The following is a 24,363-nucleotide window of genomic DNA, read 5'->3' as shown; positions in this document are numbered from 1 at the left end:
CTGCTCGGCTCTAAGGCTAGTGGCTCCGCTCACCGTCCGCGGGGCGGTGCGCAGGGGCCCGGGCCGTGCGCCGCCCCGCCGGTAGACTGGCGCGCATGTCAGCGCAGCCCGTGAAACGCGTTCGAACCCGCCACTTCCAGAACGCGAAGGACTCCGGTGTCCGGATCACGGGTCTGACGAGCTACGACCAGCTCACCGCGCGGATCTTCGACGAGGCGGGCATCGACTTCCTCCTGGTGGGCGACTCCGCCGGCAACAACGTGCTCGGCTACGACACGACCCTCCCGGTCACGGTCGACGAGCTGATCCCCTTCGCGCGTGCGGTCGCCGGAGCGGTGGAGCGGGCCTTCGTCGTCGCCGACATGCCGTTCGGCTCCTACGAGTCGGGCCCGGACGACGCACTGCACACGGCGTTCCGCTTCATGAAGGAGACGCATGCCCACGCGGTCAAGCTCGAGGGCGGGGTGCGCTCGGCCGAGCAGATCCGCCGGATCGTCGACGCGGGCATCCCCGTGATGGCGCACATCGGCTTCACTCCGCAGAGCGAGCACGGACTGGGCGGCCACATCGTGCAGGGGCGAGGCGAGGGCCTCGAGCAGCTGCTCGCCGACGCTCGCGCGGTGGAGGAGGCCGGCGCGTTCGCTGTCGTGCTCGAGATGGTGCCGAGCGAGGCGGCCCGCCGGGTCACCGAGGAGCTCCGCATCCCGACGATCGGAGTGGGTGCCGGACCGCACGTGGACGGTCAGCTGCTCGTCTGGACGGACTTCGCCGGCTTCACCACCGGCCGCGTCCCCCGCTTCGTCAAGCAGTACGCCGACCTGCGGGGCGTGCTCACCGGGGCGGTCACCGCCTACCGTGAGGACGTCGAGTCCGGGGAGTACCCCGGCCCCGAGCACAGCTACGAGTAGCCGGGCTCAGCGGTCCTCCGCGGCCTCCTCCTCGGCCCACTTCCGGCTGTTCTCGCGGAGTCGCTCCGGAGCCGCCGCCGCCTCCTCGCGGGAGGAGAAGGGTCCGACGCGGTCGACGGACGGGGACTGGTACCCCTGCTCCACCGCACCGGTCTTGGAGTTGTACCACCAGGAGGTCTCGTCGCCGTCAGCCATGGCGCCGATCCTACGCTCGGTCGCCGGGGAGCCGTCGGGCGCGCTTCGCTAGCATGACCGGTATGACTTCATCGACGACGGCCATCGGCATCGACATCGGTGGGACCGGGATCAAGGGCGCGTTCGTCGACCTCGATGCAGGCGCCCTCCTCAGCGAGCGCGTGAAGCTCGCGACCCCCGAGGGCGGACGGCCGAAGGACATCATCGCCGTCGTCACGCAGATCATCGACGCCCTTCCGGACGTGGCTGCCGACACCCCGGTGGGCATCTGCTTCCCGGCCGCCGTCGTGCACGGCAGGACGATGTCCGCGGCCAACGTCTCGGACGAGTGGATCGGCCTCGAGGCCGAGAAGCTGTTCGAGGACGCGATCGGCCGCGACATCTTCTTCGTGAACGACGCCGACGCTGCCGGCTACGCCGAGGCGCGGTTCGGCGCGGCGAAGGACAAGCCGGGGCTCGTGCTGATGACCACCCTCGGCACCGGCATCGGCACCGCTCAGATCTACAACGGCGTGCTCATCCCCAACGCCGAGCTGGGCCACCTCGAGATCCACGGCGGCGACTACGAGAAGAAGGCGTCCTTCGCCGCCAAGGAGCGCGAGGACCTCGACTACAAGCACTGGGCGAAGCGGCTCCAGCGCTACTACTCCCACCTCGAGGCGCTTCTCTGGCCCGACCTCTTCATCGTCGGCGGCGGCATCTCGAAGCACTACAAGGAGTTCCTGCCGCTGCTGGACCTCCGGACCCCCATCGTGCCTGCAGAACTCCGCAACAACGCGGGGATCCTCGGGGCTGCCGCACTCGCCGGAGGCGGCGTCCACTCCTGAGCGTCCCGCCTCGAACGTCGAAGACCCCGCAGCACCGGATGCTGCGGGGTCTTCGTGCGAAGGGGCCGGCTGATACGCCGGGTTCTGTTCACGCCGCGCCTCTCGGCGGGCGCTGGACGGCCATCTCTCTCGGAGTCGCGTCGCCGCGACCCTCCAGCGGTCTACCCGAGGACCCGACGAGCAGCCGCATCGTCCTCTGTCTGACCTTGCTCCGGGCGAGGTTTACCGAGCGGACCGGATCACTCCGGCCCCTGGTGGTCTCTTACACCACCGTTTCACCCTTACCGCGGGCCGGGGCCCGTGGCGGTCTGTTCTCTGTGGCACTGTCTCGCGGGTCGCCCCGGGTGGGTGTTGCCCACCGCCCTGCTCTGCGGAGCCCGGACGTTCCTCGGCGCCGGCGCTCTCGCTCCGGCGACGCGGCCGTCTTGCCGACCCGTTCGCCCGTCCAGTGTAGGCCGGGCTCAGGCGAGCGTCGACTCGTCCCCGCGGACGAGGATGCAGCCGCTGTCCGGGCAGAGCACGACGTCGTCGGGAGCGCTCGCGCGGATCCACGACAGATCGGACTCGGTCAGAGCGACTCCGCTGCCCTCGGACACCTTGCCGCGCAGGAGGGCGGCTCCGACCCCGTAGCGGGCGCGCTGCGTCTCGTAGAGCTCGACGAGGTCGACGGGGATCTTCTCGACGAGCGCGGCGCGGTCGCGGGCGAGCGCGTCCTGCTTGCCCGCCAGCTTCTCGGCCTGGGCGTCCTTCTCCTCGGCGAGGGTGTCGAGTGCGGCGACGACCTCGTCGCGCTCAGCCTGAGCGGCGGCGACCTCGGCGTCGATGCCCTCGATGCGCTCCATCAGGGTCAGCTCGATGTCCTCGAGGTCGCCGCGTCGCTTCACCAGCGAAGTGATCTCGCCCTCGAGAGCGGCGATGTCCTTCGCCGACGAGGCGGTCTGCAGGCGGTCGCGGTCGCGGGCGAGCCGCTTCTCGACCACGCCGACGTCGGACTCGATCCGGCCCAGTTCGGTGCGGACGTCCTCGAGACGACCGAGACGCTCGGCGAGGGTTCGGCGGGTCTCGTTGTTGCGCGCCTGCAGGGCCTGGATCTTCGCGATCTGCGGCAGCGTGGCGATCGCGTGGCGCAGCTGCGCGCCTCGCGTGTCGAGAGTCTGCAGGGTCAGTAGCTCGCGCTGGTCGGCGGGGCTGGCTTTCACGTCGCGGTCCTCGTTCCCGGCACAGGAGGTCGTGCCGGGTCCATTCTCGCGTGTCGCGCCGTGCTCAGTGGACGATCGCGAAATCCCACGGATCGGTGCGTGTCTCGCTGACGTCGACCGCGACGGTCGGCAGTGCCTCGCGGAGAGCAGCGGCGGCGACGTCGAGCCAGAGCCACTCGCTCGCCCAGTGCGAGACGTCGATGAGTGCCGGGCCGGTGCCGTGGAGGGCCTTCTCGCGCGCCTCCGACGCCGGGTGGTGCCGGAGGTCGGCCGTGATGTAGACGTCGCTCGTCCGCACGGCGGGGGCGTCCAGGAGGGAGTCACCGGCTCCGCCGCAGAGCGACACGCGGCGCACGGCCGTCTCGTACCCTCCGGCGGCGCGCACTCCCCCGGCGGTGGCGGGCAGCAGATCGGCCACGGCCGCCGCGAGCCGGCCGAGGGTCACCTCCTCGGGCAGTTCGCCCACGCGTCCCAGCCCCACCGCCGGATCGGCGCCGGGCACGATCGGCGTGGCTCCCGTCAGGCCGAGGCGGGTCGCGATCACGTCCGACACCCCGTCGGCGACGATGTCGGCGTTCGTGTGCGCCGAGACCAGGGCGCAGCCGCCGCGGATCAGGTCGGCGAGCAGCCTCCCCTTGTAGCCGTCCTCGGCGATCGAGGTCACGCCGCGCAGGAGGAGCGGGTGGTGCGCGACGAGCAGCTGGTAGCCGCCGCCGACCGCCTCGCGCACGGTGTCGGACACGACGTCGACCGTGAGCAGGATCCGCTCCACGGAGGAGTCGGGGTCACCGGTCACGAGGCCGGGTGCGTCCCAGCTCTCGGCGGCGGCCTCGGGCCAGAGACGATCGATGACGGCGTGGACGTCGCGAAGGGAGGGCATGGGTCCAGGGTAGGCGCGGCGGTCAGCGGGCGTGATCGGACTCGACCGCGCGGATGGCGGCGTCCGAGACCGCCGCGTCCTCGTCGAGGTCCGCGGCGAGGTAGTCCTCCGACTCCGGCAGCCGCACGGTGATGCCGCCGTACTGCTCGACCTCGAGCGTGCCGGCGAGACCCGAGACGGCGAGGACGTGGCCGCCGAGTGTGCCGGTGACGTCGACGAAGTGGGTGTGCAGACCGGCCACGCTGATGCCCTGGAACGCCTTCGGCGCGACGAAGCCGAGCAGTGTGCCCTCGACGCGGTCGAGGTGCAGCTCGCGCTGGTCGTGCATCGCGTCGGCGAGACGGAGGTACGGCTTCACCTGCGCGATCGGCTGACGCAGGGTCAGGCGGTCGAAGCTCCCCCGGACGCGGAGGCCGAGGAAGACGTTGTGGCTCGCGACGAGGCTCCGGACGGCCACCAGCAGGCCGTCCAGCGACGGTACGTCGTGCAGAGGGACCGCGACATCGGCCTCGAAGCGGGAGACCTCGGCGAAGGCCACGCGGTCGTCCGGTGCGAGCACCGCGACCGAGCCGTCGCCGCGGAACACCCGGTGGACGCCGTCGAGGATCACCAGCTCGCCGTCCATCCGGTCGCCGCAGCCCAGACCGAAGTCGCCGGCGGCGTCGACTTCGGCGCGCGTCACGACTCCGTCGAAGAGACCGGCGAGCAGGGCGTCGACGAGGGAGAACTGCGTGATGAGGCCGCGCGGAGCGGTCGGAGTCGGCATGCAGTCAGTCTGGTGGAGGGTGGTCGACCCGCCTGGCCCCCGTTCGTGGCGACCGGCAGGACCGCCACTGCAGCGGTCCTGCCGGTCGGCCGGACGGCTCAGAGGAGGGCCGACTCCTGGGTGTAGATCGCCTTGACCTGCGCGGCCGTCAGGGCGACGTCCCAGACCCGCAGCCGCGCCACGTCCGCGATCGCGAAGTTGCCGAGCACGCCGCCGGTCCGGCTCGCGCCGACGGTGAAGTCGGCCGGCAGGGGGTTGAGGCCGGAGCTGAAGGCGTAGGGGTTCCGCGCGTAGGTCGCCCCGGTGGAGTCGGTGAACGACGGGTACGCGGAGGCGACACCGTTGAGGTAGCTGGTCGCGACGGCGCCGTCGTAGGTGCCGACGTGGAGCTGCCAGACCCCGGGAGTCATGAGCGTCTTCGTCGCGGAGTAGTCGCGCGGATACGGGTAGCCCGGCGTGGCTCCTCCCGAGCGGGAGACGTAGAAGCAGGCGCGATCCGCGCCACCATAGCTGCTCACGTCGTAGAAGAGGCCGTAGGAGCGGCCCGCCGCGCCCGCGGAGTCGCTCCACACGCCGGCGACGCAGCCGGTGTTCGGGTCGTTCTGCCGCACCCACGCGGCGACGGTGACCTTGCCGGAGCCCGCGCCACGGTTGAGCGCGCCGACCGAGGCCTTCGGCACCGCGAGGGCCGAGGAGCCCTTGAGGGCGAGCCCGCGGCCGAAGGGGGTCGCGATCGTCGCCGCCGCGGTCGATCCGATCTGCGAGAGCGGGAACGCGCCGTTGGAGGCGGTGAAGGGGCCGGACGTCTGCGCGAAGTCCCATCGGGCCACCGGGGCCGGGACGGCCACGGGCGTCGTCGTGGGCGGGGTGGTCGTCCCGAGCGCGGCGTGCCAGCGGAAGATGGCGTCGATGCCGTCTTGATTGGCCCACGACGGCGGGTTGTGGCCGAGCGTGTGGTAGCGCACGCTCGCCTCCTTGGCCGTCGACTTCGCCTTGGCGACGAGAGCGAGGCCGTGCAGCGTCGGCGGGACGCTCGTGTCGACGTGGTCGGCATCGGAGACGACCACGCGGATGTTCGTCCCGGCCCACGCGGAGGAGGGCAGGCGCTTGGGGTTGTGCGCGTCGATCTGCGCGGTGCTGCCGAAGGCGTCGCCGATCGAGATCCGGCCGCGGAGCGAGCGGTCGTGGATGTCGCGGAGGTCGTAGACGCCGTTGACGAGGTAGAGGCCGTTGATGCCGGGGATGACCTTGGAGCCGTAGTTCTCGCAGGCGAGCGCTCCGCCGGCCGACAGCGACCACATGTAGCTCGCGCGGATCGGGAACAGGCCGGACAGGTAGGCGTAGCCGTTGCGCTGGTGGCCCTGCGCCGTGTCGTTCGTCCAGAGCGTGCCGCCGAGGGTCTGGCAGATCGCGATCGCGCCCTTCTCGACCGCCAGCTCGGCGGGGTACTTGAAGACGCTGTTCAGCGAGTTGTGGTCGGCCTGCGCCGAGTGGATGAACCAGATGACCGGCACCGGGGTCGTCTGGTTCGGCTTCACGCTCTGCGGGATGAAGATCCGTGCCGAGTCGCCGCCGATGGAGACGACGAGGTTGTCGTAGAGCACGCGCTTGTTCTGCGTCGGCACGTTGATCTTGCGGCTGATCTCGCCGGGCAGACCGCGGATCGGAGCTGCGGAGGCGGCCGTGGCGGGAAGCGTCGCGGCTCCCAGCGCGAGAGCACCGGAGAGCGCCCCGCCGACGATGGTCCGCCGCCGGAGGGAGGAGGAGGTGGAGGATGCGCGACCCGCGGCGTCGTCGTGGGGGGACATGGCTTCTCTTCCTGCAGAGGCCGCTCGCTCCGCGGCGGCCGGTCGATCCGGCTCGGCGGAGGCGGACCCTCTCACCGTACCGGTCGGACGTGTCGGGCGGGTTTCCGGATTCCGCACGGCCGACGCTCACCCGGAGAGCATGTGCGCCCTCAACGCACAAGAGCCGCCCCGAGGGGCGGCTCTTGTGTCTCGGTGGATCCGAGGGGATTCGAACCCCTGACCCCCTGCATGCCATGCAGGTGCGCTACCAGCTGCGCCACGGACCCGTTCGTCTTGCCTGTTCCGTTCCCTCCGCCCGGCGGAAGCAACTCGAATAATCTACAACACGAAGTGCGTCAGACGAAATCGAGCCCTGCCACCGGGCGTGTTCGTCAGTGCGAGGGAGCCGAGGAGTCGGCGGGCACGGGCTGGTCGACGGTGAAGGGCACGGTCGGGCAGTCCTTCCACAGGCGCTCGAGCGAGTAGTACATCCGGTCCTCCTCGTGGAAGACGTGGACGACGAGGTCGCCGAAGTCGAGCAGGATCCAGCGCCCCTCGGAGCGGCCCTCGCGGCGCAGCGGCTTCCTGCCCGAGGCGATCAGGCGGTCCTCGACCTCGTTGGCGATCGCGACCACGTTGCGCTCGGAGCGCCCGGTCACGAGCAGGAAGATGTCGACCAGCGGCAGCGGGCCCGACACGTCGAGCGCGACCAGATCCTCCCCGCCCTTGGAGTCGGCGGCTGTGGCCGCGATGTCGAGCAGGGCGCGGGCGGAATCGGTCGCAGTCATGAAGCCTTCAGTGTCGGGGAGAGCGGATCAGAAGATGTTGAGGACGAAGCCGCCGATGAACAGCGCGATCGAGGCGACGAGGAGGACGGCCGCCGTGATCGCGAGGACGACGGGAGCGCTGATGCCGCGCTTCTTCTGCGGGGCGATCATCGCGGTACCGGCGGCGTGGGTCGAGACGGCGCTGGACGCACGGACCGGCTCGGAGTCGGCGGCGGGCTGCTCGCGGTCGATCCGGTCGACGTAGCGGTCGACGTCGGGCGAGTCGTACAGGTTCGGGTGCTGGCCCGTCGACCCGAGGCTCCGCGGGAGCTCGAAGGTGCCGGTCACGAGGACCTCGCCGGTGTCCGAGCGCCCCTCGACGACGTCGCCGGCACCGGTCGTGGGGAGGATCAGGGCGTTGGTCGTCGTCACCGCTCCGGTGGAGGAGACCCCGCGGGCGATGAGCTCGTCGAACGAGGCGTCGACCTCCTCCTTCGACTTGCTGTCGAGCTCCTCCGTGATCGCGAGGTGCTCGATCGGCGGGTGGAAGCTGCCCGTGATCTCCGTCGCCTTCTCGTCGCCGAGGTCGAGCGTGCCCACGGTCGCGAAGAGGGCGGTGTTGAGCTTGGGCTCGACGGTCCCGGAGTCACGGGTCGCGTCGTCGTCCTGCTGCGCCCGCTCGTCGGAGTCGCCCGAGTCGGAGTCGCCCGAGTCGGAGTCGCCCGAGTCGGTCTCGGAGGAGGGGAGCTCGGAGGCGCGCCCGACGGCGTCGTCGACCGAGGCCGGCTCGTCCGGCTGCGTCGTCGCCACTCCGGGCGCGGAAGCGGTCGTCGGCGAGGCAGCGAGCTTCGCGGCTTGCTGCTGCGCGTGCAGCGCGCGGAGCTCGCGGCGCGTGAGGCTGGAACGCTCGACGCCCTCCGGCAGCACGACCTCGAGAGCGGACGTCCGCAGGTCCGGCTCCCGGGCGGGAGACGCCTGGGGCGCCTCGATGCGGAGGGTCTGGACCGGCGTGAGCACGGGCATGTCCCCCGCAGCGGTCACCGAGGCGGTGGCGGCGCGTCGCGAGGTCGTGGGCGCTGCGGCGGCCGGGGCGAGCCCCGCCTCGCGGCGTTCGCGCTCGCGGATCTCTCGCCGGGTGAGCGGCTTCTCCTCGGGCTGGACTGTCATGACGTACTCCGATACAGATGGTGCTTCGAGATGTACTGGACGACACCGTCGGGAACCAGGTACCAGACCGGACGACCCCGGTTCACGCGGCTCCGACAGTCAGTCGAGGAAATCGCGAGCGCCGGAATCTCCAACAAGGATACGTCCTGTGCCGGCAATCCCGAAACGTTCAGGACGTGGCCGGGCCTGCTGACAGCGACGAAGTGCGCGAGCTCCCAGAGCTCGTCGTAGTCCTTCCAGCTCAGGATCTGCGCGACCGCGTCGGCTCCGGTGATGAAGAAGAGCTCGGCGTCGGGATGCGCGGCGTGGATGTCGCGCAGGGTGTCGATCGTGTAGGTGGTGCCGATCCGGTCGACGTCGACGCGGCTCACGGTGAAGCTCGGGTTCGAGGCGGTCGCGATGACCGTCATCAGGTAGCGATGCTCGGCGGAGGTCACCGTCTTCTTGTGCCAGGGCTGCCCGGTGGGGACGAAGACGACCTCGTCGAGGTCGAACGACTGCGCGACCTCGGACGCCGCGACGAGGTGCCCGTGGTGGATGGGGTCGAACGTTCCGCCCATCACGCCGATGCGCGGACGCCGGGGATCGCCGCTCGCGGCGGACGTCACGATCGCGGAGCCTCCGGCCTAGTGGCCGTGTCCGTGCTGGTCGGCCGATCCGGAGGTCTTGTGCGCGTGGCGGTTCGACACGTCGCGGTAGCTCCAGGTCACGAAGCCGAGGCCGACGAACGCGACGGCGGCGATGAGGCCGAACACGATCGCGGGGAACGGCAGCTCGACGTGCGTCGATGCTTCTGCCAGGACGGTCGTGGCCAGGGACATTCGGTGCTCCTTGAAGGTCGTGGTGCCCGCGCGGGCGCTGTCGAGTCTACCCGGCCGCTGTCGGGACTAGGCGCGGACCTGCCCGGCACCGCGCAGCAGCCATTTGGTGCTCGTCAGCTCGGGCAACCCCATCGGCCCGCGCGCGTGCAGCTTCTGCGTGGAGATGCCGACCTCGGCCCCGAAGCCGAACTCGCCTCCGTCGGTGAAGCGGGTCGACGCGTTCACCATGACGACGGCCGAGTCGACCTCGGCGAGGAACCGCTCGGCGTTCGCGAGGTCGTTGGTCACGATCGACTCGGTGTGGTGCGTGGAGTAGCGCGCGATGTGGGCCATCGCCGCGTCGAGGTCGTCGACGATCGCAACGGCGATGTCGAGCGAGTAGTACTCGGCCGACCAGTCCTCCTCCGTCGCCGCGACCGCGGAGGGGTGCAGCGCGCGGACGCGGTCGTCGCCGTGGACCGTGACGCCCGCGCGCTCGAGCCGGCCGAGGACCGGCGGCAGCAGGCGCTCCGCCGCGTCGCGGTGCACCAGCAGGGTCTCGAGGGCGTTGCAGGTGCTCGGACGCTGCGTCTTGGCGTTGTGCACGATGTCGACCGCCCACTGCTCGTGGGCCGAGGCGTCGAGGAAGACGTGCACCACTCCCGCCCCGGTCTCGATCACCGGCACGGTGGACTCGGTGACGACGGACTCGATGAGCCCTGCGCTCCCCCTCGGGACGAGGACGTCGACGTAGCCCCGGGCGCGCATGAGCGCCTTCGCGCCCTCGCGGCCGTGGTCGTCGACGGTCTGCACCAGCTCGCGCGGCAGTCCGACGGAGGCGATCGCCTCCTGCAGCAGCTCGACCAGCACCCGGTTCGTGTTCTCGGCGGCGGACCCGCCGCGCAGGATCACCGCGTTGCCGCTCTTGAGCGCGAGCGCGGCGATGTCGATCGTCACGTTCGGGCGCGCCTCGTAGATGGCTCCGACGACGCCGAACGGGACGCGCACCTGCGTGAGCGAGGCGCCGTTGGGCAGGTTCGACCCCCGGACGGTCTGCCCCACCGGGTCGACGAGACCGGCGACGGCGACGACGGCGTCGGCCAGGGAGCCCAGTCGCGCCTCGTCGAGGCGGAGGCGGTCCTGCAGACCGGTGCTCATCCCGTTCTCCCGCCCGTTCGCGAGATCGAGGTCGTTCGCCGGCACGATGCGGTCGGCGCCCGAGCGGACGGCGTCGGCGATCGCGAGGAGCGCGCGGTTCTTCAGCTCGGTCGTCGCACTCCGGAGGGATCGGGACGCGGTGCGGGAGGCGGCGAACCGCTCCGTCAGAGCGGTGCTGTCGAGGGTCGTCTGCGGCATCCGGACAGTGTAGTGCTCCGTTGCGGACGACGGACGGAGCCCGGCACCTCCGCGAGCGCCGGGCTCCGGAGGTCAGTCCTCGCGGTCCGCCTCGACGGTGTCGACGGCGTCGTCCTCGTCGGAGACGCGCCACACGCCGCCCAGGCGCTCGCGCTCGAGCTCCGCGCGGGCCTCCGCCTTGGCGTCCATCCGCTCGAAGTACTCGTCGCGGCGCTCGTTGCGCGTCTTGCGGCGGTTGTCCTCGAGCCGCACATCGGTGCCGCGGGGCGCGGTGAGGAGCTCCGCCGTGGAGGTGAGGGTCGGCTCCCAGTCGAAGACGACTCCGTCGCCCCGGCCGATGACGACGGTGGAGCCGGCGACGGCTCCCGCCGCGAACAGGCCGTTCTCGACGCCCAGCTTCGCGAGCCGGTCGGCGAGGAAGCCGACGGCCTCGTCGTTGGTGAAGTCGGTCTGCGCGACCCAGCGCACGGGCTTCGTGCCCAGCACCCGGTAGATGTTGCCGTAGGAGCCGCCCTCGACGCGGATCTCGAAGTCCTTCTCGTCGACGGCCCGCGGGCGGATGGTGATCCGCTCCACCTGGGGTGCCGCAGCGAGCTCGGCGCGGTGCTGCTCGACGATCTCGGCCAGGGCGAAGGTCAGCTGGCGGAGGCCCTTGTGGCTGACGGTCGAGATCTCGAAGACGCGGTAGCCGCGCGCTTCGAGGTCGTTGCGCACGAACGCGGCGAGCTCCTGGGCCTCGGGCACGTCGACCTTGTTGAGGGCGATCAGCTGAGGACGCTCCAGCAGCGGGACCTGGCCGTCGCCGACGGGGTAGGCCGCGAGCTCGCCCAGGATGACGTCGAGGTCGGTCAGCGGGTCGCGACCCGGCTCGAGAGTGGCGCAGTCCAGGACGTGCACGAGCGCCGTGCAGCGCTCGACGTGACGGAGGAACTCGAGGCCGAGCCCCTTGCCCTCGCTCGCGCCCTCGATCAGGCCGGGGACGTCGGCGACGGTGTAGCGCGACTCCCCCGCCTGCACGACGCCGAGGTTCGGGGCGAGCGTGGTGAAGGGGTAGTCGGCGATCTTCGGCTTCGCGGCCGAGATGGCGGCGACGAGGCTCGACTTGCCCGCGGAGGGGAACCCGACGAGTGCGACGTCGGCGACGGTCTTGAGCTCGAGGACGACGTCGCCCTCCCAGCCCGGGGTGCCGAGCAGCGCGAACCCGGGGGCCTTGCGCTTCGTGGTGGCGAGCGACGCGTTGCCCAGACCGCCCTGACCGCCAGGAGCGATGACGAAGCGGAGACCCGGTTCGTCCATGTCGATGAGCTGCTCGCCGTCGGGTGACTTCACGACGGTGCCGACCGGGACGGTCAGCTCGAGGAGCTCGCCGTTGCCTCCGGCGCGGTGGTCGCCCATCCCGGGCCCGCCGTTCTCGGAGGACTGGTGCGGGTGGCGGTGGTAGGCGAGGAGTGTCGTGACCTGCGGGTCGGCGACGAGGACGATGTCGCCGCCGTGACCGCCGTTCCCGCCGTCGGGGCCGGCGAGCGGCTTGAACTTCTCGCGGCGGACGGAGACGCAGCCGTTCCCGCCGTGGCCGGCACGCAGGTGCAGCGTGACGTTGTCGACGAAGGTGACCATGGTTGTTCTGTCCGTCCGATCGGGAGTGGGGGCGCCGGGGTTCCCGTGCGCCGGAGGCCGGCGGGCCGCTGCAACGCGCAAGGGGCGAGCCGAAGCCCGCCCCTTGCGTCCTGTGCCTGCTCGGCCGAGGAGACCGACCCTACTGGGCGGCCGCCACGATGTTGACGACCTTGCGGCCGCCCTTGGTGCCGAACTCGACCGCGCCGGCCGACAGGGCGAACAGGGTGTCGTCGCCGCCGCGTCCGACGTTGGCGCCGGGGTGGAAGTGGGTGCCGCGCTGGCGGACGATGATCTCGCCTGCGTTCACGACCTGACCGCCGAAGCGCTTGACGCCGAGACGCTGCGCGTTCGAGTCACGACCGTTGCGAGTGGAGCTCGCGCCCTTCTTGTGTGCCATTTCTCATCTCCTCGAGACCGGGGGGCCGCAGCCCCGTGCTGAACATCCGCGGTGCGATGGCTCGCTCCGCGGTCAGCGGTTACTTGATGCCAGTGACCTTCACGCGCGTGAGCTCCTGACGGTGCCCCTGGCGCTTCTTGTAGCCGGTCTTGTTCTTGAACTTCTGGATGACGATCTTCGGACCGCGGAGCTCTTCGAGCACCTCCGCGGTGACCGAGACCTTCTCGAGCGCCGAGGCGTCCGAGGTGATCGAGTCTCCGTCGACGAGGAGCACGGCAGCCAGCTGCACGGTGCCGTTCTCGTCGGCCTTGACGCGGTCCATCGTCACGATGGTGCCGACCTCGACCTTCTCCTGCCGACCGCCGGCGCGCACAACTGCGTAAACCACTTCTCGTACCTGTTTCTCGTCTGGACGGGCGCTGTCGTGAGACGGCGCCATCCGGGGCTTGTATGGAAGGGGCGGGGCCCCGTTTCTTTCCCGTCTCCCACACCGAACGAGGGAACCGGTACCGCGTCCCGCTCTCCGTGAGGAGACGGGCGACGACGGAAATCTGCGTGAGCACATGGATCGCGCCACACCAACGGTCAAGAGTACGGGATGGGAGCTCGACGGTCAAACGCCCGCTCCGGAGAGCGGGCATCGCACGGCCGCACGGCCTCTCGGCACGGCGCGCCCGATCCGACGACCCCGTCACGATAGTGGACAGCGGCGGGCCGGGGCGGCAGGCGCGCCGCCTACGATCGATGGATGGCGATCCTTCTCGACGCGGCGCGGTGGCCGGCCCACGACACGCTCTGGGCGCACCTGGTCAGCGACGAGTCGTTGGAGGAGCTGCACGCGTTCGCGCGGCGCACCGGAGTCCCCGAGCGCAGCTTCGACCTCGACCACTACGACGTCCCCGAGGAGCGCCGATCCGAGCTGCTCGCCGCGGGCGCGATCCCGGTCGGCGCACGCGAACTGGTGGAGCGGCTCCTGAGCAGCGGTCTACGCGTGAAGGGCCGGGACCGGGAGACGGAGAGGGCCCGGCGCCGGCTCTCGCCGGGCACCGGGCCCCACTGATCGCTCGCGCGGTCGCTACTGCTGCTCGGCGCGGCGCGGGGTCTGCTCCGGGATGACCGCGACGCCCGTGAGAGCGGCGGTGGTCACCCGGCGGCTCTTGGCGCGGCCCTGACCCGGCTGCTTGGGGGCCGGGAGTGCATCGAGGACGGAGTCGAGCAGGTGCTCGGCGACCTCGCTGCGCACCCGACGACCCGTGGTCGCGGGAGCGGGCGGGATAGGGATGTCGAGGATCGGCACGACCGGCGCCTCGACGGCGGGCGGAGCGGACTGCTCCGCCGGCGCCTCGACCGTCTCATCGCCCGTGCTCTCCTGGCGCGGCTCGCGGTCGCGGCCCCGGCGGCGGCGCTCACCCCGGGCGGGACGCTCGCCGCGACGCGACTGCTCGCGCGGTGCGGTCTGCTCGGTCTGCTCCGAGTCCCCGGTCTCGACGGGCTCGACGGGCTCGGTACGGGCGGACTCGGCGGACGCCTCGTCGACGAGCGCGGCGGCCTCCTCGGCGGCCTGGCGCACGTTCGCGGGGTGGATGGTGCTCGCCGCGATCTGAGCGAGGGCGTTCTTCGCGTCGTCGGTGATGGCGTGCGTGCTGACGCTCTTCGCTCCGGAGCCGTTCTGGCCGTTCGCGGCGGACGAGCCGCCGGAGCCGTTCTGGCGGGGCGAGCCTCCGGACGCGCTGTCGCCCGAGCGGCCGCCGCGGCGGCGCTCCTGCTGCGGGGCGGCGGTGGAGCGGTGCTTGACGACCGGGTCGTGCTGCACGATGACTCCGCGGCCCGCGCACACCTCGCAGTTCTCGCTGAAGGTCTCGAGGAGGCCCAGGCCGAGCTTCTTGCGGGTCATCTGCACGAGGCCGAGCGAGGTGACCTCGGCGACCTGGTGCTTGGTGCGGTCGCGGCTGAGGCACTCGACCAGGCGGCGCAGCACGAGGTCGCGGTTGGACTCGAGCACCATGTCGATGAAGTCGACCACGATGATGCCGCCGATGTCGCGCAGGCGCAGCTGGCGGACGATCTCCTCCGCGGCCTCGAGGTTGTTCTTGGTGACGGTCTCCTCGAGGTTGCCGCCCGAGCCGACGAACTTGCCGGTGTTGACGTCGACGACGGTCATCGCCTCAGTGCGGTCGATGACGAGCGAGCCGCCGCTCGGCAGCCAGACCTTGCGCTCGAGAGCCTTCTCGATCTGCTCGGTGATGCGGAACTCGTCGAACGCGTCCTGCTCGCCCGAGTACACCTCGACGCGCTCGAGCAGGTCGGGGGCGACCTGGCTGAGGTAGAGCTCGATGGTCTCGCGGGCGTCGTCGCCGGCGATGACCATCTTCTCGAAGTCCTCGTTGAAGACGTCGCGGACGATCTTGATCAGCAGGTCGGGCTCGCTGTGCAGGAGAGCCGGCGCCTGGCCGGTCGCGGCCTTCTCGCTGAGCGCCGTCCACTGCGCGGTGAGGCGCTCGACGTCGACGGTCAACTGCTCCTCGGTGGCTCCCTCGGCCGCCGTGCGCACGATGACGCCGACGTTCTCGGGAAGGACCTCCTTGAGGATCTTCTTCAGGCGGGCGCGCTCGGTGTCGGGGAGCTTGCGGGAGATGCCGTTCATCGAGCCGTTGGGCACGTAGACGAGGTAGCGGCCCGGGAGCGAGATCTGGCTCGTCAGGCGGGCGCCCTTGTGGCCGACGGGGTCCTTCGTGACCTGCACGAGGACGCGGTCGCCGGGCTTGAGGGCGAGCTCGATGCGACGGGGGCCGCCGGGGTTCGCCGCGGCGTCCCAATCGACCTCGCCGGAGTAGAGGACGGCGTTGCGTCCGCGTCCGATGTCGACGAACGCCGCCTCCATGCTCGGGAGGACGTTCTGCACGCGGCCGAGGTAGACGTTGCCGATGAGGGACGCCTCCTGCGAGCGGGCGACGTAGTGCTCGGCCAGGACGCCGTCCTCCAGGACGCCGATGCGGATGCTGTCCTGCTTCGAGCGGACCACCATCACGCGGTCGACGGCCTCGCGGCGGGCGAGGAACTCGGACTCGGTGACCACCGTGCGTCGGCGGCCGGCGTCGCGGCCGTCGCGGCGGCGCTGCTTCTTGGCCTCGAGACGAGTGGAGCCCTTGATGCGCTGAGGCTCGGTGATCAGCTCGGGCTCGCGCTGCTCGCGGGGCTCCCGCGGCTGACGGACCCGGACGACGGTGTTCTCGGGGTCGTCCGACCCGCCGCGGTCGCTCTCGCCGGTGCGGCGGCGCGAGCGGCGGCGGACGGAGCCCTGCTCCTCCGCGGGCGCCTCGCGCTCCTCGCGCAGGCCCAGTGGGGCGCCGCGCGGCGGAAGCGGTGCGAGCTCGACGTAGTCGGGCAGCTCGGGCGCCTGGAACAGGAGCGACGTGCTCGGCAGTGCGGGACGGGCGGGACGCGCGTCCTCCTGGCCGGGCGCCGTCTCGGGCAGGGCGTTGAAGAACGCGACGGAGGACGTCGGGCTCTGGGCCTCGCTCACGTCCTCGGTCGGCGTCTCCTGCGCGGTCGTGTCGGTCTCGTCGGTATCGATGATCGTTCCCCCTGTCGCTGGCGCGCTCGACTCGGTCCGCCGGGTCGCCCGGCGGCCACCGAAGAGGCGGCTGATCTTCTTGGCCCCGCTGCGGGGCTCGTCGCGGTCCGGATCGGATCCGCTCGAATTCTTGTCTTCCACCATTCCTGGTGCACTCCTCGGCCGGGTCGTCCGCCGCGCCTTCCTACCCGGATCTCTCCTCGTGCGAGGGGCCGCGTGGGGCCCGTCGCGAATCCTTCCGCTCCCCCGATCCGGTCGCTCACGTGGCGCAGGACTCCGGGTGCAGCTTCGTTCTCGGAACTGACTATCCGACACGTGCTCCGTCTCGCTGCGACCGTCGGTCGCGTCGTGGTGGAGCGGGTGACCCGTCGCGTCCATTCGCGGAACGCGGTCGATCTCCTGTGGCCCGGTGTTCGCCCGGTAAACCTTCTGGTGCCGGCGCGGGATCTTCCGGACCGACGGCTCCGATTATCGCACGCATTCCCAGAGGCGCCGATTCGGCCCGTGCGATAATCCCCCGGTGTCCGACGCCCCCGCCCTTCGACGCCCGATCCTGTTCGCCGCACTGCTGGTCGTCCTGGGGATCACGGGGTGGATCGCGGCCTTCGCGCTGACGCTCGACAAGTTCGCGGCGCTGACCGATCCGTCGACGGGACTGGGGTGCGACTTCAGCATCCTCGTGCAGTGCAGCGCGAACCTCGACTCGCCCCAGGGAGCCGTCTTCGGCTTCCCGAATCCGCTGATCGGGGTGGCCGCCTGGATCGCGCCGATCGTGGTCGGGGCCGGGCTGCTGGCCGGGGCGCGCTTCGACCGCTGGTTCTGGGCGGTCTTCAACCTGGGCTTCGTCTTCGCCCTGGGCTTCGTGATCTGGCTGATCACGCAGAGCGTCTTCCTCCTCGGCACGCTCTGCCCGTGGTGCATGCTCACCTGGGCGGTCGTGATCCCGGGCTTCTGGCTCGTGACCCTGCGGAACCTGCGCGAGGGCGTGTTCCCGGTCCCGGCCGCGGTGCGGCGCTTCGCGGGAGCCGCCTACGGCTGGATCCCGTTCATCACGCTGCTCTGCTACCTCGCGATCGCGGTGATCGCGCAGCTCCGTCTGGATGTGCTCTCGTACCTGTGAGGCTGCTCAGGCGCTGACGGCAGCACTCCTCCTGGAGCACGTGGATCTCGATACGCCCGCTGCGCGGGCTACTCGATCAGCGGGCACGACGTGGATCTACTGGGAGGAGACCCCCGCCTCCTTGCTGGTCGAGTAGCCCCGAAGGGGCGTATCGAGACCCACGTCCCCCAGAACATCCGTCTCTTCCCCCCCGCGTTGGCACCGAAGGCGCCCCCTCCGCTCGATACGCCGCCTGCGCGGGCTCCTCGATCAGCAAGGGCCGGCGGGAGGCTCCTCGTGCAGGGCGCCCTCCGTCGCGGAACGCGCGGACCACCCGACGACACGGACAGAGAAAGGCACCCCGGGAAGATCCCGAGGTGCCCGTCACCGGATCGCCGAACACCGCGAGGCGTATCCGGGAAAGCGCGTTCGAGCGCTTTCCCGTCGCCGGAGTCGCGACGCTCTGCGGATCGGGACCGCCTACGCGAGCCGACCGCGGTTCCGCGGTTCACCGCGGAACACCGCGGAGCGCGAGCTCCCGCGGCGGTTCTCCGTCAGGAGAACCAGAGGGAGAGCTCGCGCTCCGCGGATTCGACGGAGTCGGAGCCGTGGACGAGGTTCTGCTGCACCTTGAGGCCCCAGTCGCGGCCGAGGTCGCCGCGGATGGTGCCGGGCGCCGCGGTCGTCGGGTCGGTCGTTCCGGCGAGGGAGCGGAAGCCCTCGATGACTCGGTCGCCGGCGATGCGGATCGCGACGATCGGACCGCTCTCCATGAACTCCACGAGCGGCTCGTAGAACGGCTTGCCCTCGTGCTCGGCGTAGTGGGCGCCGAGGAGGTCGCGGTCGGCCTCCACGAGCTTGATGTCGACGAGCGAGTAGCCCTTCGCCTCGATGCGGCGGAGGATCTCGCCGGTGAGGTTGCGCGCGACTCCGTCGGGCTTGACGAGGACGAGGGTCTCCTGGATGGCCATGGTTCAGCGGTCTCCTTCGATGGGGTCGGTGGTCCCGGCCGCCGGAGGGCCGGCCTGGGAGTCGAGGCGGGTGCCCGTCACGATGCAGTACGTCCAGAGGGCGACGAAGGCCGCGCCGATGACGAACATGATCGGGACGAGCAGACCCGAGGCAACGATAACGAACTGCAGCACCCAGCCGATCCGGATGCCGAGCGGGCGGTCGAGGAGGCGGAGCGTCGCCAGCATCGCGAGGCAGAGCACTCCCCCGCCGACCAGCACGACCACCGGATCGGCGACCTTCAGGCCGAAGCCCACGAGGGTCGCGAGGAACACGATGACGACCTCGAAGCCGAGGACGATCGACGCGAGGCTCTCGCGGACGGTCCTCGCCCGGCGCGGGCGCCCGGCTCTCACGAGCCCTGCCAGTTCTCGTCGCGGGCGACGGTGATCGCGCGCCCGACGAGAGTGATCGACCCTGTGATCACGAGGGCGCCCTTGTCGGTACGCGCCGCGAGCAGGCGGCCCGCGGTCAGCGCTGCTGCGGTGTCCTCGGCGACGTGCACCGACTCCTCCGGGAACACGGTGCGCGCGAGTGCCGCGAGGTCGTCGGCCGCGAGGGCGCGATCGCTCGGCGCGCGGGTCACGATGAGCTCGTCCACGACCGGCAGGAGCGCGCGGAGGATGCCCTCGGCGTCCTTCTCGGCGAGCACGCCGACGACCGCGGTGACACGGTCGAAGTCGAAGTAGCGGCCGAGCGCTGCAGCGAGCGAGGCGGCGCCGTGCGGGTTGTGCGCGGCGTCGACGAGGGTGCGCGGGGAGTTGCCGACCACCTGGAGACGCCCCGGGGAGGTCGCGGCCGCGAGCCCCTCGTCGAGGACGTCGCCGGTCAGCTCCTGGGTGCCGCCTCCGATGAACGTCTCGACCGCGGCGATGGCGACGGCGGCGTTCTCGGCCTGGTGGTCGCCGAAGAAGGGCAGCAGGAGCTGGTCGTAGGAGGTCGCGAGACCGCGGACCGAGACCAGTTGGCCGCCGACGGCGACGGTGGTCGAGGTGACGTCGAACTCCGAGCCCTCGAAGGCGATGGAGGACTCGGTGGCCTCGGCCGCGTGCCGCAGCACCGCCTCCGCTTCGGGGGTCTGCTTCGCCGACACCACGGCGGCCAGCGGCTTCACGATGCCCGACTTGGTGCGCGCGATCTCGTCGATCGTCGAGCCGAGGCGGTCCGTGTGGTCGAGCGCGATCGGCGTGAAGACGGCCACCTGCGCGTCGGCGACGTTCGTCGAGTCCCACTCGCCGCCCATCCCGACCTCGATGACGGCCACGTCGACCGGCGCGTCGGCGAAGGCCGCGTACGCGAGCACGGTGATGACCTCGAAGAAGGAGAGCGGCGGCTCGTCCTGCTCGGCGAGCTCGGCGTCGGTCATGCGGATGTAGGGCTCGACGTCCTGCCAGTTCGCGACGAGGCTCTCGTCCGAGATGGGCTCGCCGTCGATGACGATGCGCTCGTTGAAGCGCTCGAGGTGCGGGCTCGTGAACAGCCCGACGCGCAGGCCGTGGGCCCGCAGGAGGCTCTCGATCATCCGGCTCGTGGAGGTCTTGCCGTTCGTGCCGGCCACCTGGATCACCGGGTAGGCCCGCTGCGGGTCGCCGAGTATCTCGACGGCGCGTCGCGTCGGGGCGAGCCTCGGGCGGACGTTCGACTCGCCCAGGCGCTCGAGCAGGGTCGCGTAGACGGCGTCGGCCGCCGCCCGGTCGGCGTCGTTCTCGAGGGGATCAGACATCGGCGGCCTCGACCTTCTCGACGCGGATGATGGCGGTGCCGGCGGGACCGAAGGCGACGGCCCCCTCGCCGCCCTCGAGGGCGATGGTCAGCGGGGTGAAGGCGAACCCGGTCGCGAGGGTCTCCTCGGCGATCCAGGTCGCGTGCGGCTCGAGCGCGCCGAGGCTGACCTCGTCGAGCATCACGTCGAGCACGATGCGGTCGCTCACGTCGAGACCGGCTCCCTTGCGGGCGTCCTGCACGGCGCGGATGAGATCGCGGGCGAGCCCCTCGGCCTCGAGCTCGGGCGTGGTGGCGGTGTCGAGGAGGACGAACCCTCCGCGCGGGAGGAGCGCGATGGCGCGGTCGTCGGCGCCCGCTCCCCCGACCTCGAGCGTGAGCTCGTACTCCCCCTCGGCCAGCTCGACGCCGCCCGCGGTCACGACTCCGTCGACCTCGCTCCAGTCGCCCGCCTTCGCGGCCTTGATGACCGTCTGCACGCCGCGTCCGAGCCGCGGTCCGGCGGCACGGGCGTTGACGGCCAGGCGGGAGGTGACTCCGTAGTCGGACGCGCTCGTCTCGACGAGCGGCACGAGGGTCACCTCCTTCACGTTCAGCTCGTCGCGCAGGATCGCCTCGAACGGCGCGAGCTCGTCGGCGTCCGCGACGACCACGGTGAGGCGCGCGAGCGGCAGGCGCACGCGCAGTCCCGCCTGCTTGCGGAGCGAGAGCGCCGTCGACGAGATGCCGCGCACGGCGTCCATCGCGTGGACGAGGGCCTCGTCGACCGGGAACTCGTCGGCGGTGGGCCAGTCGGTCAGGTGCACGCTGCGCCCGCCGGTCAGTCCCCGCCAGATCTCCTCCGAGATCAGCGGGAGCAGCGGAGCGGCGACGCGCGTCACCGTCTCGAGGACGGTGTACAGCGTGTCGAACGCCTCCGCGCCCCGGCCGTCCGCGTCGGCACCCTGCCAGAAGCGGTCGCGGGAGCGGCGCACGTACCAGTTGGTGAGGACGTCGGCGAAGTCGCGCAGCGCGGCCGCGGCGAGGGTCGAGTCGAGCGCCTCGAGGTGCCCGGTGACGGTCTCGATCAGGTCGTGGGTCTTGGCGAGCAGGTACCGGTCGAGGACGTCCCCGGAGTCGGTGCGGCGGCGCGCCTCGTAGCCGTCCTCGCCGGAGGCGTTGGCGTAGAGCGAGAAGAAGTACCAGGTGTTCCAGAGCGGCAGCAGCACCTGGCGCACGCCCTCGCGGATCCCCTCCTCGGTGACGACCAGGTTGCCGCCGCGCAGCACCGGGCTCGACATCAGGAACCAGCGCATCGCGTCGGAGCCGTCGCGGTCGAAGACCTCGGCGACGTCCGGGTAGTTGCGCAGCGACTTCGACATCTTCTGGCCGTCGTTGCCGAGGACGATGCCGTGACTGACGACGTTGCGGAACGCCGGCCGGTCGAAGAGCGCGGTCGAGAGCACGTGCAGCGTGTAGAACCAGCCGCGCGTCTGCCCGATGTACTCGACGATGAAGTCGGCGGGGTTGTGCGAGTCGAACCAGTCCGCGTTCTCGAACGGGTAGTGCACCTGCGCGAACGGCATGGAGCCCGAGTCGAACCAGACGTCGAGGACGTCGGTGATGCGGCGCATCGTCGAGCGCCCGGTCGGGTCGTCGGGATTCGGCCGCGTGAGCTCGTCGATGAAGGGGCGGTGCAGGTCCTCCGGGCGCACGCCGAAGTCGCGCTCGAGCTCGTCGAGCGAGCCGTACACGTCCATGCGCGGGTAGTCGGGGTCGTCGCTCTTCCACACCGGGATCGGCGAGCCGAAGTAGCGGTTCCGGCTGATCGACCAGTCGCGCGCGCCCGAGAGCCACTTGCCGAACTGGCCGTCCTTCACGTTCTCGGGGACCCAGGTGATCTCCTGGTTGAGTTCCTCCATACGGTCGCGGAACGCGGTGACGCGCACGAACCAGCTCGAGACCGCCTTGTAGATCAGCGGGTTCCGGCAGCGCCAGCAGTGCGGGTACGAGTGCTCGTAGCTGGCCTGACGGAGGAGCCGGTGCTGCGCCTTGAGCAGCTGCGTGAGGGGCTTGTTCGCCTCGAACACCTGCAGGCCGGCCACCTCGGCGATCTGCGGGAGGAAGCGGCCGCCGTCGTCGACGGAGATGATGACCGGGATGCCTGCGGCCTCGCAGACCTTCTGGTCGTCCTCGCCATAGGCGGGGGCCTGGTGCACGATGCCCGTGCCCTCGCTCGTCGTCACGTAGTCGGCGACCAGGATGCGCCACGCGTTCTGCGTGCCCCAGGTCTCGGTGTCGGCGTAGTGGTCCCAGAGGCGGTCGTAGCTGACGCCCTCGAGCTCGCGACCGCGGAGGGTGCGCGAGACGGCGGCGCGCGCGGACTCCGCGTCGTCGTAGCCCAGGTCCTTCGCGTACGCGCCGACCTGGTCGATGGCGAGGAGGTACTCGGCCGAGAGCTCGCGCTCCTCCGGCTCGCCCTTCCCGTCGGCGGCGCCGTTCGGGCCCGAGGCGAGCACGGCGTACTCGATGTCGGGGCCGACGGCCAGCGCGGCGTTGGTCGGCAGGGTCCAGGGAGTCGTCGTCCAGGCGAGCGCGCGCACGGCGGTCAGGTTCAGCGCCTCCGCCGTCTCGCCGACCAGCGGGAACGTGACCGTCACCGTCTGGTCCTGGCGCATCTTGTAGACGTCGTCGTCCATCCGCAGCTCGTGGTTCGAGAGCGGGGTCTGGTCGCGCCAGCAGTAGGGCAGCACCCGGTAGCCCTCGTAGGCGAGGCCCTTGTCGTAGAGCTGCTTGAACGCCCAGATGACCGACTCCATGAAGGAGGGGTCGAGCGTCTTGTAGTCGTTCTCGAAGTCGACCCAGCGCGCCTGGCGGGTGACGTAGTCCTGCCACTCGCCCGTGTAGCGCAGCACCGACTCCTTCGCCGCGGCGTTGAACGCGGCGATGCCCATCTCCTCGATCTGGGACTTGTCGGTGATGCCCAGCTGCCGCTCGGCCTCGAGCTCGGCGGGCAGGCCGTGGGTGTCCCAGCCGAAGCGGCGGTGCACCTGCTTGCCGCGCATGGTCTGGAAGCGCGGGAAGAGGTCCTTCGCGTACCCGGTCAGCAGGTGCCCGTAGTGCGGCAGGCCGTTGGCGAAGGGCGGTCCGTCGTAGAACACCCACTCGGGAGAGCCCTCGCGCGAGCGGATCGACTCCTGGAAGGTGTCGTCGGCCTTCCAGTGCGCGAGGACGGCCTCCTCGATCTCGGGGAAGCGCGGCGACGGGGTCACCCCGCGGCCGAAGGCGGATCCGGAGTCGCCGGAGGTGGGAGGGGTCAAGGGATAGGTCACGTGCGTTCTCCTGGCAGTGATGCTGGGCTGCACGAGGACGGCCCGCCCGGATCTGTCAGCCCGGGCCGGGGTCGCGGTACCACCTCGCTTGGGACCTCCCTCGGCGCTGCCTCGGAGACGTCCCCACTCGACCGGCTGTCACGGGCCGCACCCGTCCGGTTCTACTGGGCGGGGGCCGGAGCCGACGCCGTTCTTCCGGAGACTCGCCGGTGATGGCCGGGTCGAAGTCGTTGAGGGCTATCGTAGCGCGTCGGGGGCGGGAGGAGCAGGAGCGCACATGGCGGGAGCGACGAGCAGAGGACGGCCGCGCGCCTCGTCGCGCTCGATGCTCGAGGACGCCGCGCTGGACCTGTTCCTGGAGCAGAGCTACGCGGGCACGACCGTGGAGCAGATCGCCCAGCGCGCCGGCGTCTCGCGCAACACGTTCTTCAACTACTTCGAGTCCAAGAGCGACGTCTTCTGGGTCCTCGTCGACGACCGGCTGGCCGAGCTGCCCGCCGCACTCGGGGCGACGGCGCCGGAGCGGCCGGCGATGGACGCGCTGCGCGACGCGCTGCTGGCGGTCGGCGCCGGCTTCGGCCCCTCCTCCGTGCCCTGGGCGCTCACCCAGAGCGCGCTGATCGGCAGTGTGCACGAGCTGCAGGCGTCGGCCCTGTCGCGGCTCGCGCGCCAGGCGGCGATCGTGGCCGCCTTCGTGGAGCAGCGGGCCGCGCGACCGCTCCCGACCCACCTCTCCCGGGCCATCGCCTACGCCAGCGTCGGAGCGGCCGTCGCCGCGGTGCAGGCGTGGGCGGCGGCGGGGCCCACCCGCGGCGAGCTGGTGCCCTACCTCGACGAGGCGCTCGCCCCGGTCTGCGCCGGATTCGCCCCGGTCGTCGGCCGGGCCGCTCCCGACGGCCGCACCGCGGCTCCGCGATAGGATCGGCGCGGCCGGTGAGCGATCCGCTCCGGAGCCGCCATCCAGGCATCATCACCACCGA

Annotated in this window: 23 protein-coding genes, 1 tRNA gene and 1 other RNA gene; 5 read left to right on the top strand and 20 right to left on the bottom strand. The window is 71.2% G+C overall.

Going from position 1 to position 24,363, the window contains the following annotated elements:
- Positions 1-95 precede the first annotated feature (95 nt).
- Positions 96-908 (top strand): 3-methyl-2-oxobutanoate hydroxymethyltransferase, encoded by an 813-nt coding sequence (gene panB / locus C1I63_RS13795; RefSeq protein ID WP_055792322.1) that lies wholly within the window; start codon positions 96-98, stop codon positions 906-908.
- 6 nt (positions 909-914) lie between these two features.
- On the opposite strand, the gene C1I63_RS13790 is transcribed toward panB, so the two are convergent.
- Entirely contained in the window at positions 915-1,103 is a 189-nt protein-coding gene (locus C1I63_RS13790) for a hypothetical protein (protein WP_055792325.1), read from the bottom strand.
- A gap of 62 nt (positions 1,104-1,165) precedes the next feature.
- On the opposite strand from C1I63_RS13790, the gene ppgK reads away from it, so the two are divergent.
- On the top strand, positions 1,166-1,930 hold the full coding sequence (gene ppgK, locus C1I63_RS13785) for a polyphosphate--glucose phosphotransferase (RefSeq protein WP_055792327.1): 765 nt from the start codon (positions 1,166-1,168) through the stop codon (positions 1,928-1,930).
- A gap of 57 nt (positions 1,931-1,987) precedes the next feature.
- On the opposite strand, the gene rnpB is transcribed toward ppgK, so the two are convergent.
- The 14 genes from rnpB to rplU all read right to left on the bottom strand — a co-directional run bounded on the left by rnpB (position 1,988) and on the right by rplU (position 13,054).
- Positions 1,988-2,366, bottom strand: an RNA gene (gene rnpB, locus C1I63_RS13780) — RNase P RNA component class A.
- Positions 2,367-2,391: 25 nt separating this feature from the next.
- On the bottom strand, positions 2,392-3,129 hold the full coding sequence (locus C1I63_RS13775) for a zinc ribbon domain-containing protein (protein WP_055792330.1): 738 nt from the start codon (positions 3,127-3,129) through the stop codon (positions 2,392-2,394).
- Positions 3,130-3,193: 64 nt separating this feature from the next.
- Positions 3,194-4,009 carry a Nif3-like dinuclear metal center hexameric protein gene (locus tag C1I63_RS13770; protein ID WP_107575142.1) on the bottom strand — a complete coding sequence of 272 codons (816 nt, stop codon included), beginning with the start codon at positions 4,007-4,009 and terminating at the stop codon, positions 3,194-3,196.
- 22 nt (positions 4,010-4,031) lie between these two features.
- Positions 4,032-4,775, bottom strand: coding sequence for an acetolactate decarboxylase (locus C1I63_RS13765; protein WP_107575141.1), 744 nt, complete (start codon positions 4,773-4,775; stop codon positions 4,032-4,034).
- Between the two features lie 98 nt (positions 4,776-4,873).
- Positions 4,874-6,583, bottom strand: coding sequence for a LamG-like jellyroll fold domain-containing protein (locus C1I63_RS13760; protein ID WP_055792338.1), 1,710 nt, complete (start codon positions 6,581-6,583; stop codon positions 4,874-4,876).
- 193 nt (positions 6,584-6,776) lie between these two features.
- Positions 6,777-6,849, bottom strand: a tRNA-Ala gene (locus C1I63_RS13755).
- A 105-nt stretch (positions 6,850-6,954) separates the two neighbouring features.
- Positions 6,955-7,350, bottom strand: coding sequence for a ribosome silencing factor (rsfS, locus tag C1I63_RS13750; RefSeq protein ID WP_055792340.1), 396 nt, complete (start codon positions 7,348-7,350; stop codon positions 6,955-6,957).
- A 27-nt stretch (positions 7,351-7,377) separates the two neighbouring features.
- Positions 7,378-8,496, bottom strand: coding sequence for a hypothetical protein (locus C1I63_RS13745; RefSeq protein ID WP_107575140.1), 1,119 nt, complete (start codon positions 8,494-8,496; stop codon positions 7,378-7,380).
- Positions 8,493-9,104 carry a nicotinate-nucleotide adenylyltransferase gene (gene nadD / locus C1I63_RS13740; protein ID WP_082481455.1) on the bottom strand — a complete coding sequence of 204 codons (612 nt, stop codon included), beginning with the start codon at positions 9,102-9,104 and terminating at the stop codon, positions 8,493-8,495. Before nadD ends, C1I63_RS13745 begins: the two co-directional genes overlap by 4 nt.
- 18 nt (positions 9,105-9,122) lie before the next feature.
- Positions 9,123-9,317, bottom strand: coding sequence for a hypothetical protein (locus C1I63_RS13735; protein WP_055792346.1), 195 nt, complete (start codon positions 9,315-9,317; stop codon positions 9,123-9,125).
- 66 nt (positions 9,318-9,383) lie between these two features.
- The gene (locus tag C1I63_RS13730) at positions 9,384-10,652 is read right to left on the bottom strand and encodes a glutamate-5-semialdehyde dehydrogenase (RefSeq protein WP_107575139.1); all 1,269 of its coding nucleotides are present in this window, start codon (positions 10,650-10,652) and stop codon (positions 9,384-9,386) included.
- 72 nt (positions 10,653-10,724) lie between these two features.
- The gene (obgE, locus tag C1I63_RS13725; RefSeq protein ID WP_107575138.1) at positions 10,725-12,269 is read right to left on the bottom strand and encodes a GTPase ObgE; all 1,545 of its coding nucleotides are present in this window, start codon (positions 12,267-12,269) and stop codon (positions 10,725-10,727) included.
- 139 nt (positions 12,270-12,408) lie between these two features.
- Positions 12,409-12,666 (bottom strand): 50S ribosomal protein L27, encoded by a 258-nt coding sequence (gene rpmA / locus C1I63_RS13720; RefSeq protein WP_055792356.1) that lies wholly within the window; start codon positions 12,664-12,666, stop codon positions 12,409-12,411.
- 79 nt (positions 12,667-12,745) lie between these two features.
- A complete protein-coding gene (rplU, locus tag C1I63_RS13715; RefSeq protein ID WP_077223659.1) occupies positions 12,746-13,054 on the bottom strand; it encodes a 50S ribosomal protein L21 in 309 nt (102 codons plus the stop codon).
- A gap of 360 nt (positions 13,055-13,414) precedes the next feature.
- Between rplU and C1I63_RS13710 the strand changes: the two genes are divergently transcribed.
- Positions 13,415-13,726: a DUF4031 domain-containing protein gene (locus C1I63_RS13710; RefSeq protein ID WP_107575137.1), complete on the top strand. Its 312-nt coding sequence runs from the start codon at positions 13,415-13,417 to the stop codon at positions 13,724-13,726.
- Between the two features lie 15 nt (positions 13,727-13,741).
- Here the strand turns inward: C1I63_RS13710 and C1I63_RS13705 are convergent, their stop codons facing one another.
- Positions 13,742-16,384: an Rne/Rng family ribonuclease gene (locus C1I63_RS13705; RefSeq protein ID WP_107575136.1), complete on the bottom strand. Its 2,643-nt coding sequence runs from the start codon at positions 16,382-16,384 to the stop codon at positions 13,742-13,744.
- A gap of 376 nt (positions 16,385-16,760) precedes the next feature.
- Here C1I63_RS13705 and C1I63_RS13700 point away from each other — a divergent pair, with 376 nt between their 5' ends.
- Complete coding sequence (locus C1I63_RS13700; RefSeq protein ID WP_107575135.1) at positions 16,761-17,360, top strand: vitamin K epoxide reductase family protein; 600 nt, start codon at positions 16,761-16,763, stop codon at positions 17,358-17,360.
- A gap of 533 nt (positions 17,361-17,893) precedes the next feature.
- On the opposite strand, the gene ndk is transcribed toward C1I63_RS13700, so the two are convergent.
- Genes ndk through ileS form a run of 4 tightly spaced genes read right to left on the bottom strand, consistent with a single transcriptional unit; the run spans position 17,894 to position 23,383 of the window.
- Positions 17,894-18,310, bottom strand: a complete 417-nt coding sequence (gene ndk, locus C1I63_RS13695; RefSeq protein WP_056867064.1) for a nucleoside-diphosphate kinase — start codon at positions 18,308-18,310, stop codon at positions 17,894-17,896.
- A 3-nt stretch (positions 18,311-18,313) separates the two neighbouring features.
- Positions 18,314-18,706, bottom strand: a complete 393-nt coding sequence (locus C1I63_RS13690; protein ID WP_244907084.1) for a DUF4233 domain-containing protein — start codon at positions 18,704-18,706, stop codon at positions 18,314-18,316.
- Entirely contained in the window at positions 18,703-20,073 is a 1,371-nt protein-coding gene (locus C1I63_RS13685) for a bifunctional folylpolyglutamate synthase/dihydrofolate synthase (RefSeq protein ID WP_107575134.1), read from the bottom strand. Before C1I63_RS13685 ends, C1I63_RS13690 begins: the two co-directional genes overlap by 4 nt.
- Positions 20,066-23,383, bottom strand: a complete 3,318-nt coding sequence (gene ileS, locus C1I63_RS13680) for an isoleucine--tRNA ligase (protein ID WP_107575133.1) — start codon at positions 23,381-23,383, stop codon at positions 20,066-20,068. Before ileS ends, C1I63_RS13685 begins: the two co-directional genes overlap by 8 nt.
- Before the next feature lie 277 nt (positions 23,384-23,660).
- Between ileS and C1I63_RS13675 the strand changes: the two genes are divergently transcribed.
- The gene (locus C1I63_RS13675) at positions 23,661-24,302 is read left to right on the top strand and encodes a TetR/AcrR family transcriptional regulator (RefSeq protein WP_055792378.1); all 642 of its coding nucleotides are present in this window, start codon (positions 23,661-23,663) and stop codon (positions 24,300-24,302) included.
- Positions 24,303-24,363: the final 61 nt, after the last annotated feature.

It is taken from the genome of Rathayibacter caricis DSM 15933 (assembly GCF_003044275.1).
In the GTDB taxonomy this organism is placed as follows: Bacteria; Actinomycetota; Actinomycetes; order Actinomycetales; family Microbacteriaceae; genus Rathayibacter; species Rathayibacter caricis.
Note: the sequence above shows the minus strand (reverse complement) of the source record. Positions and strands in the feature narration are given on the sequence as shown.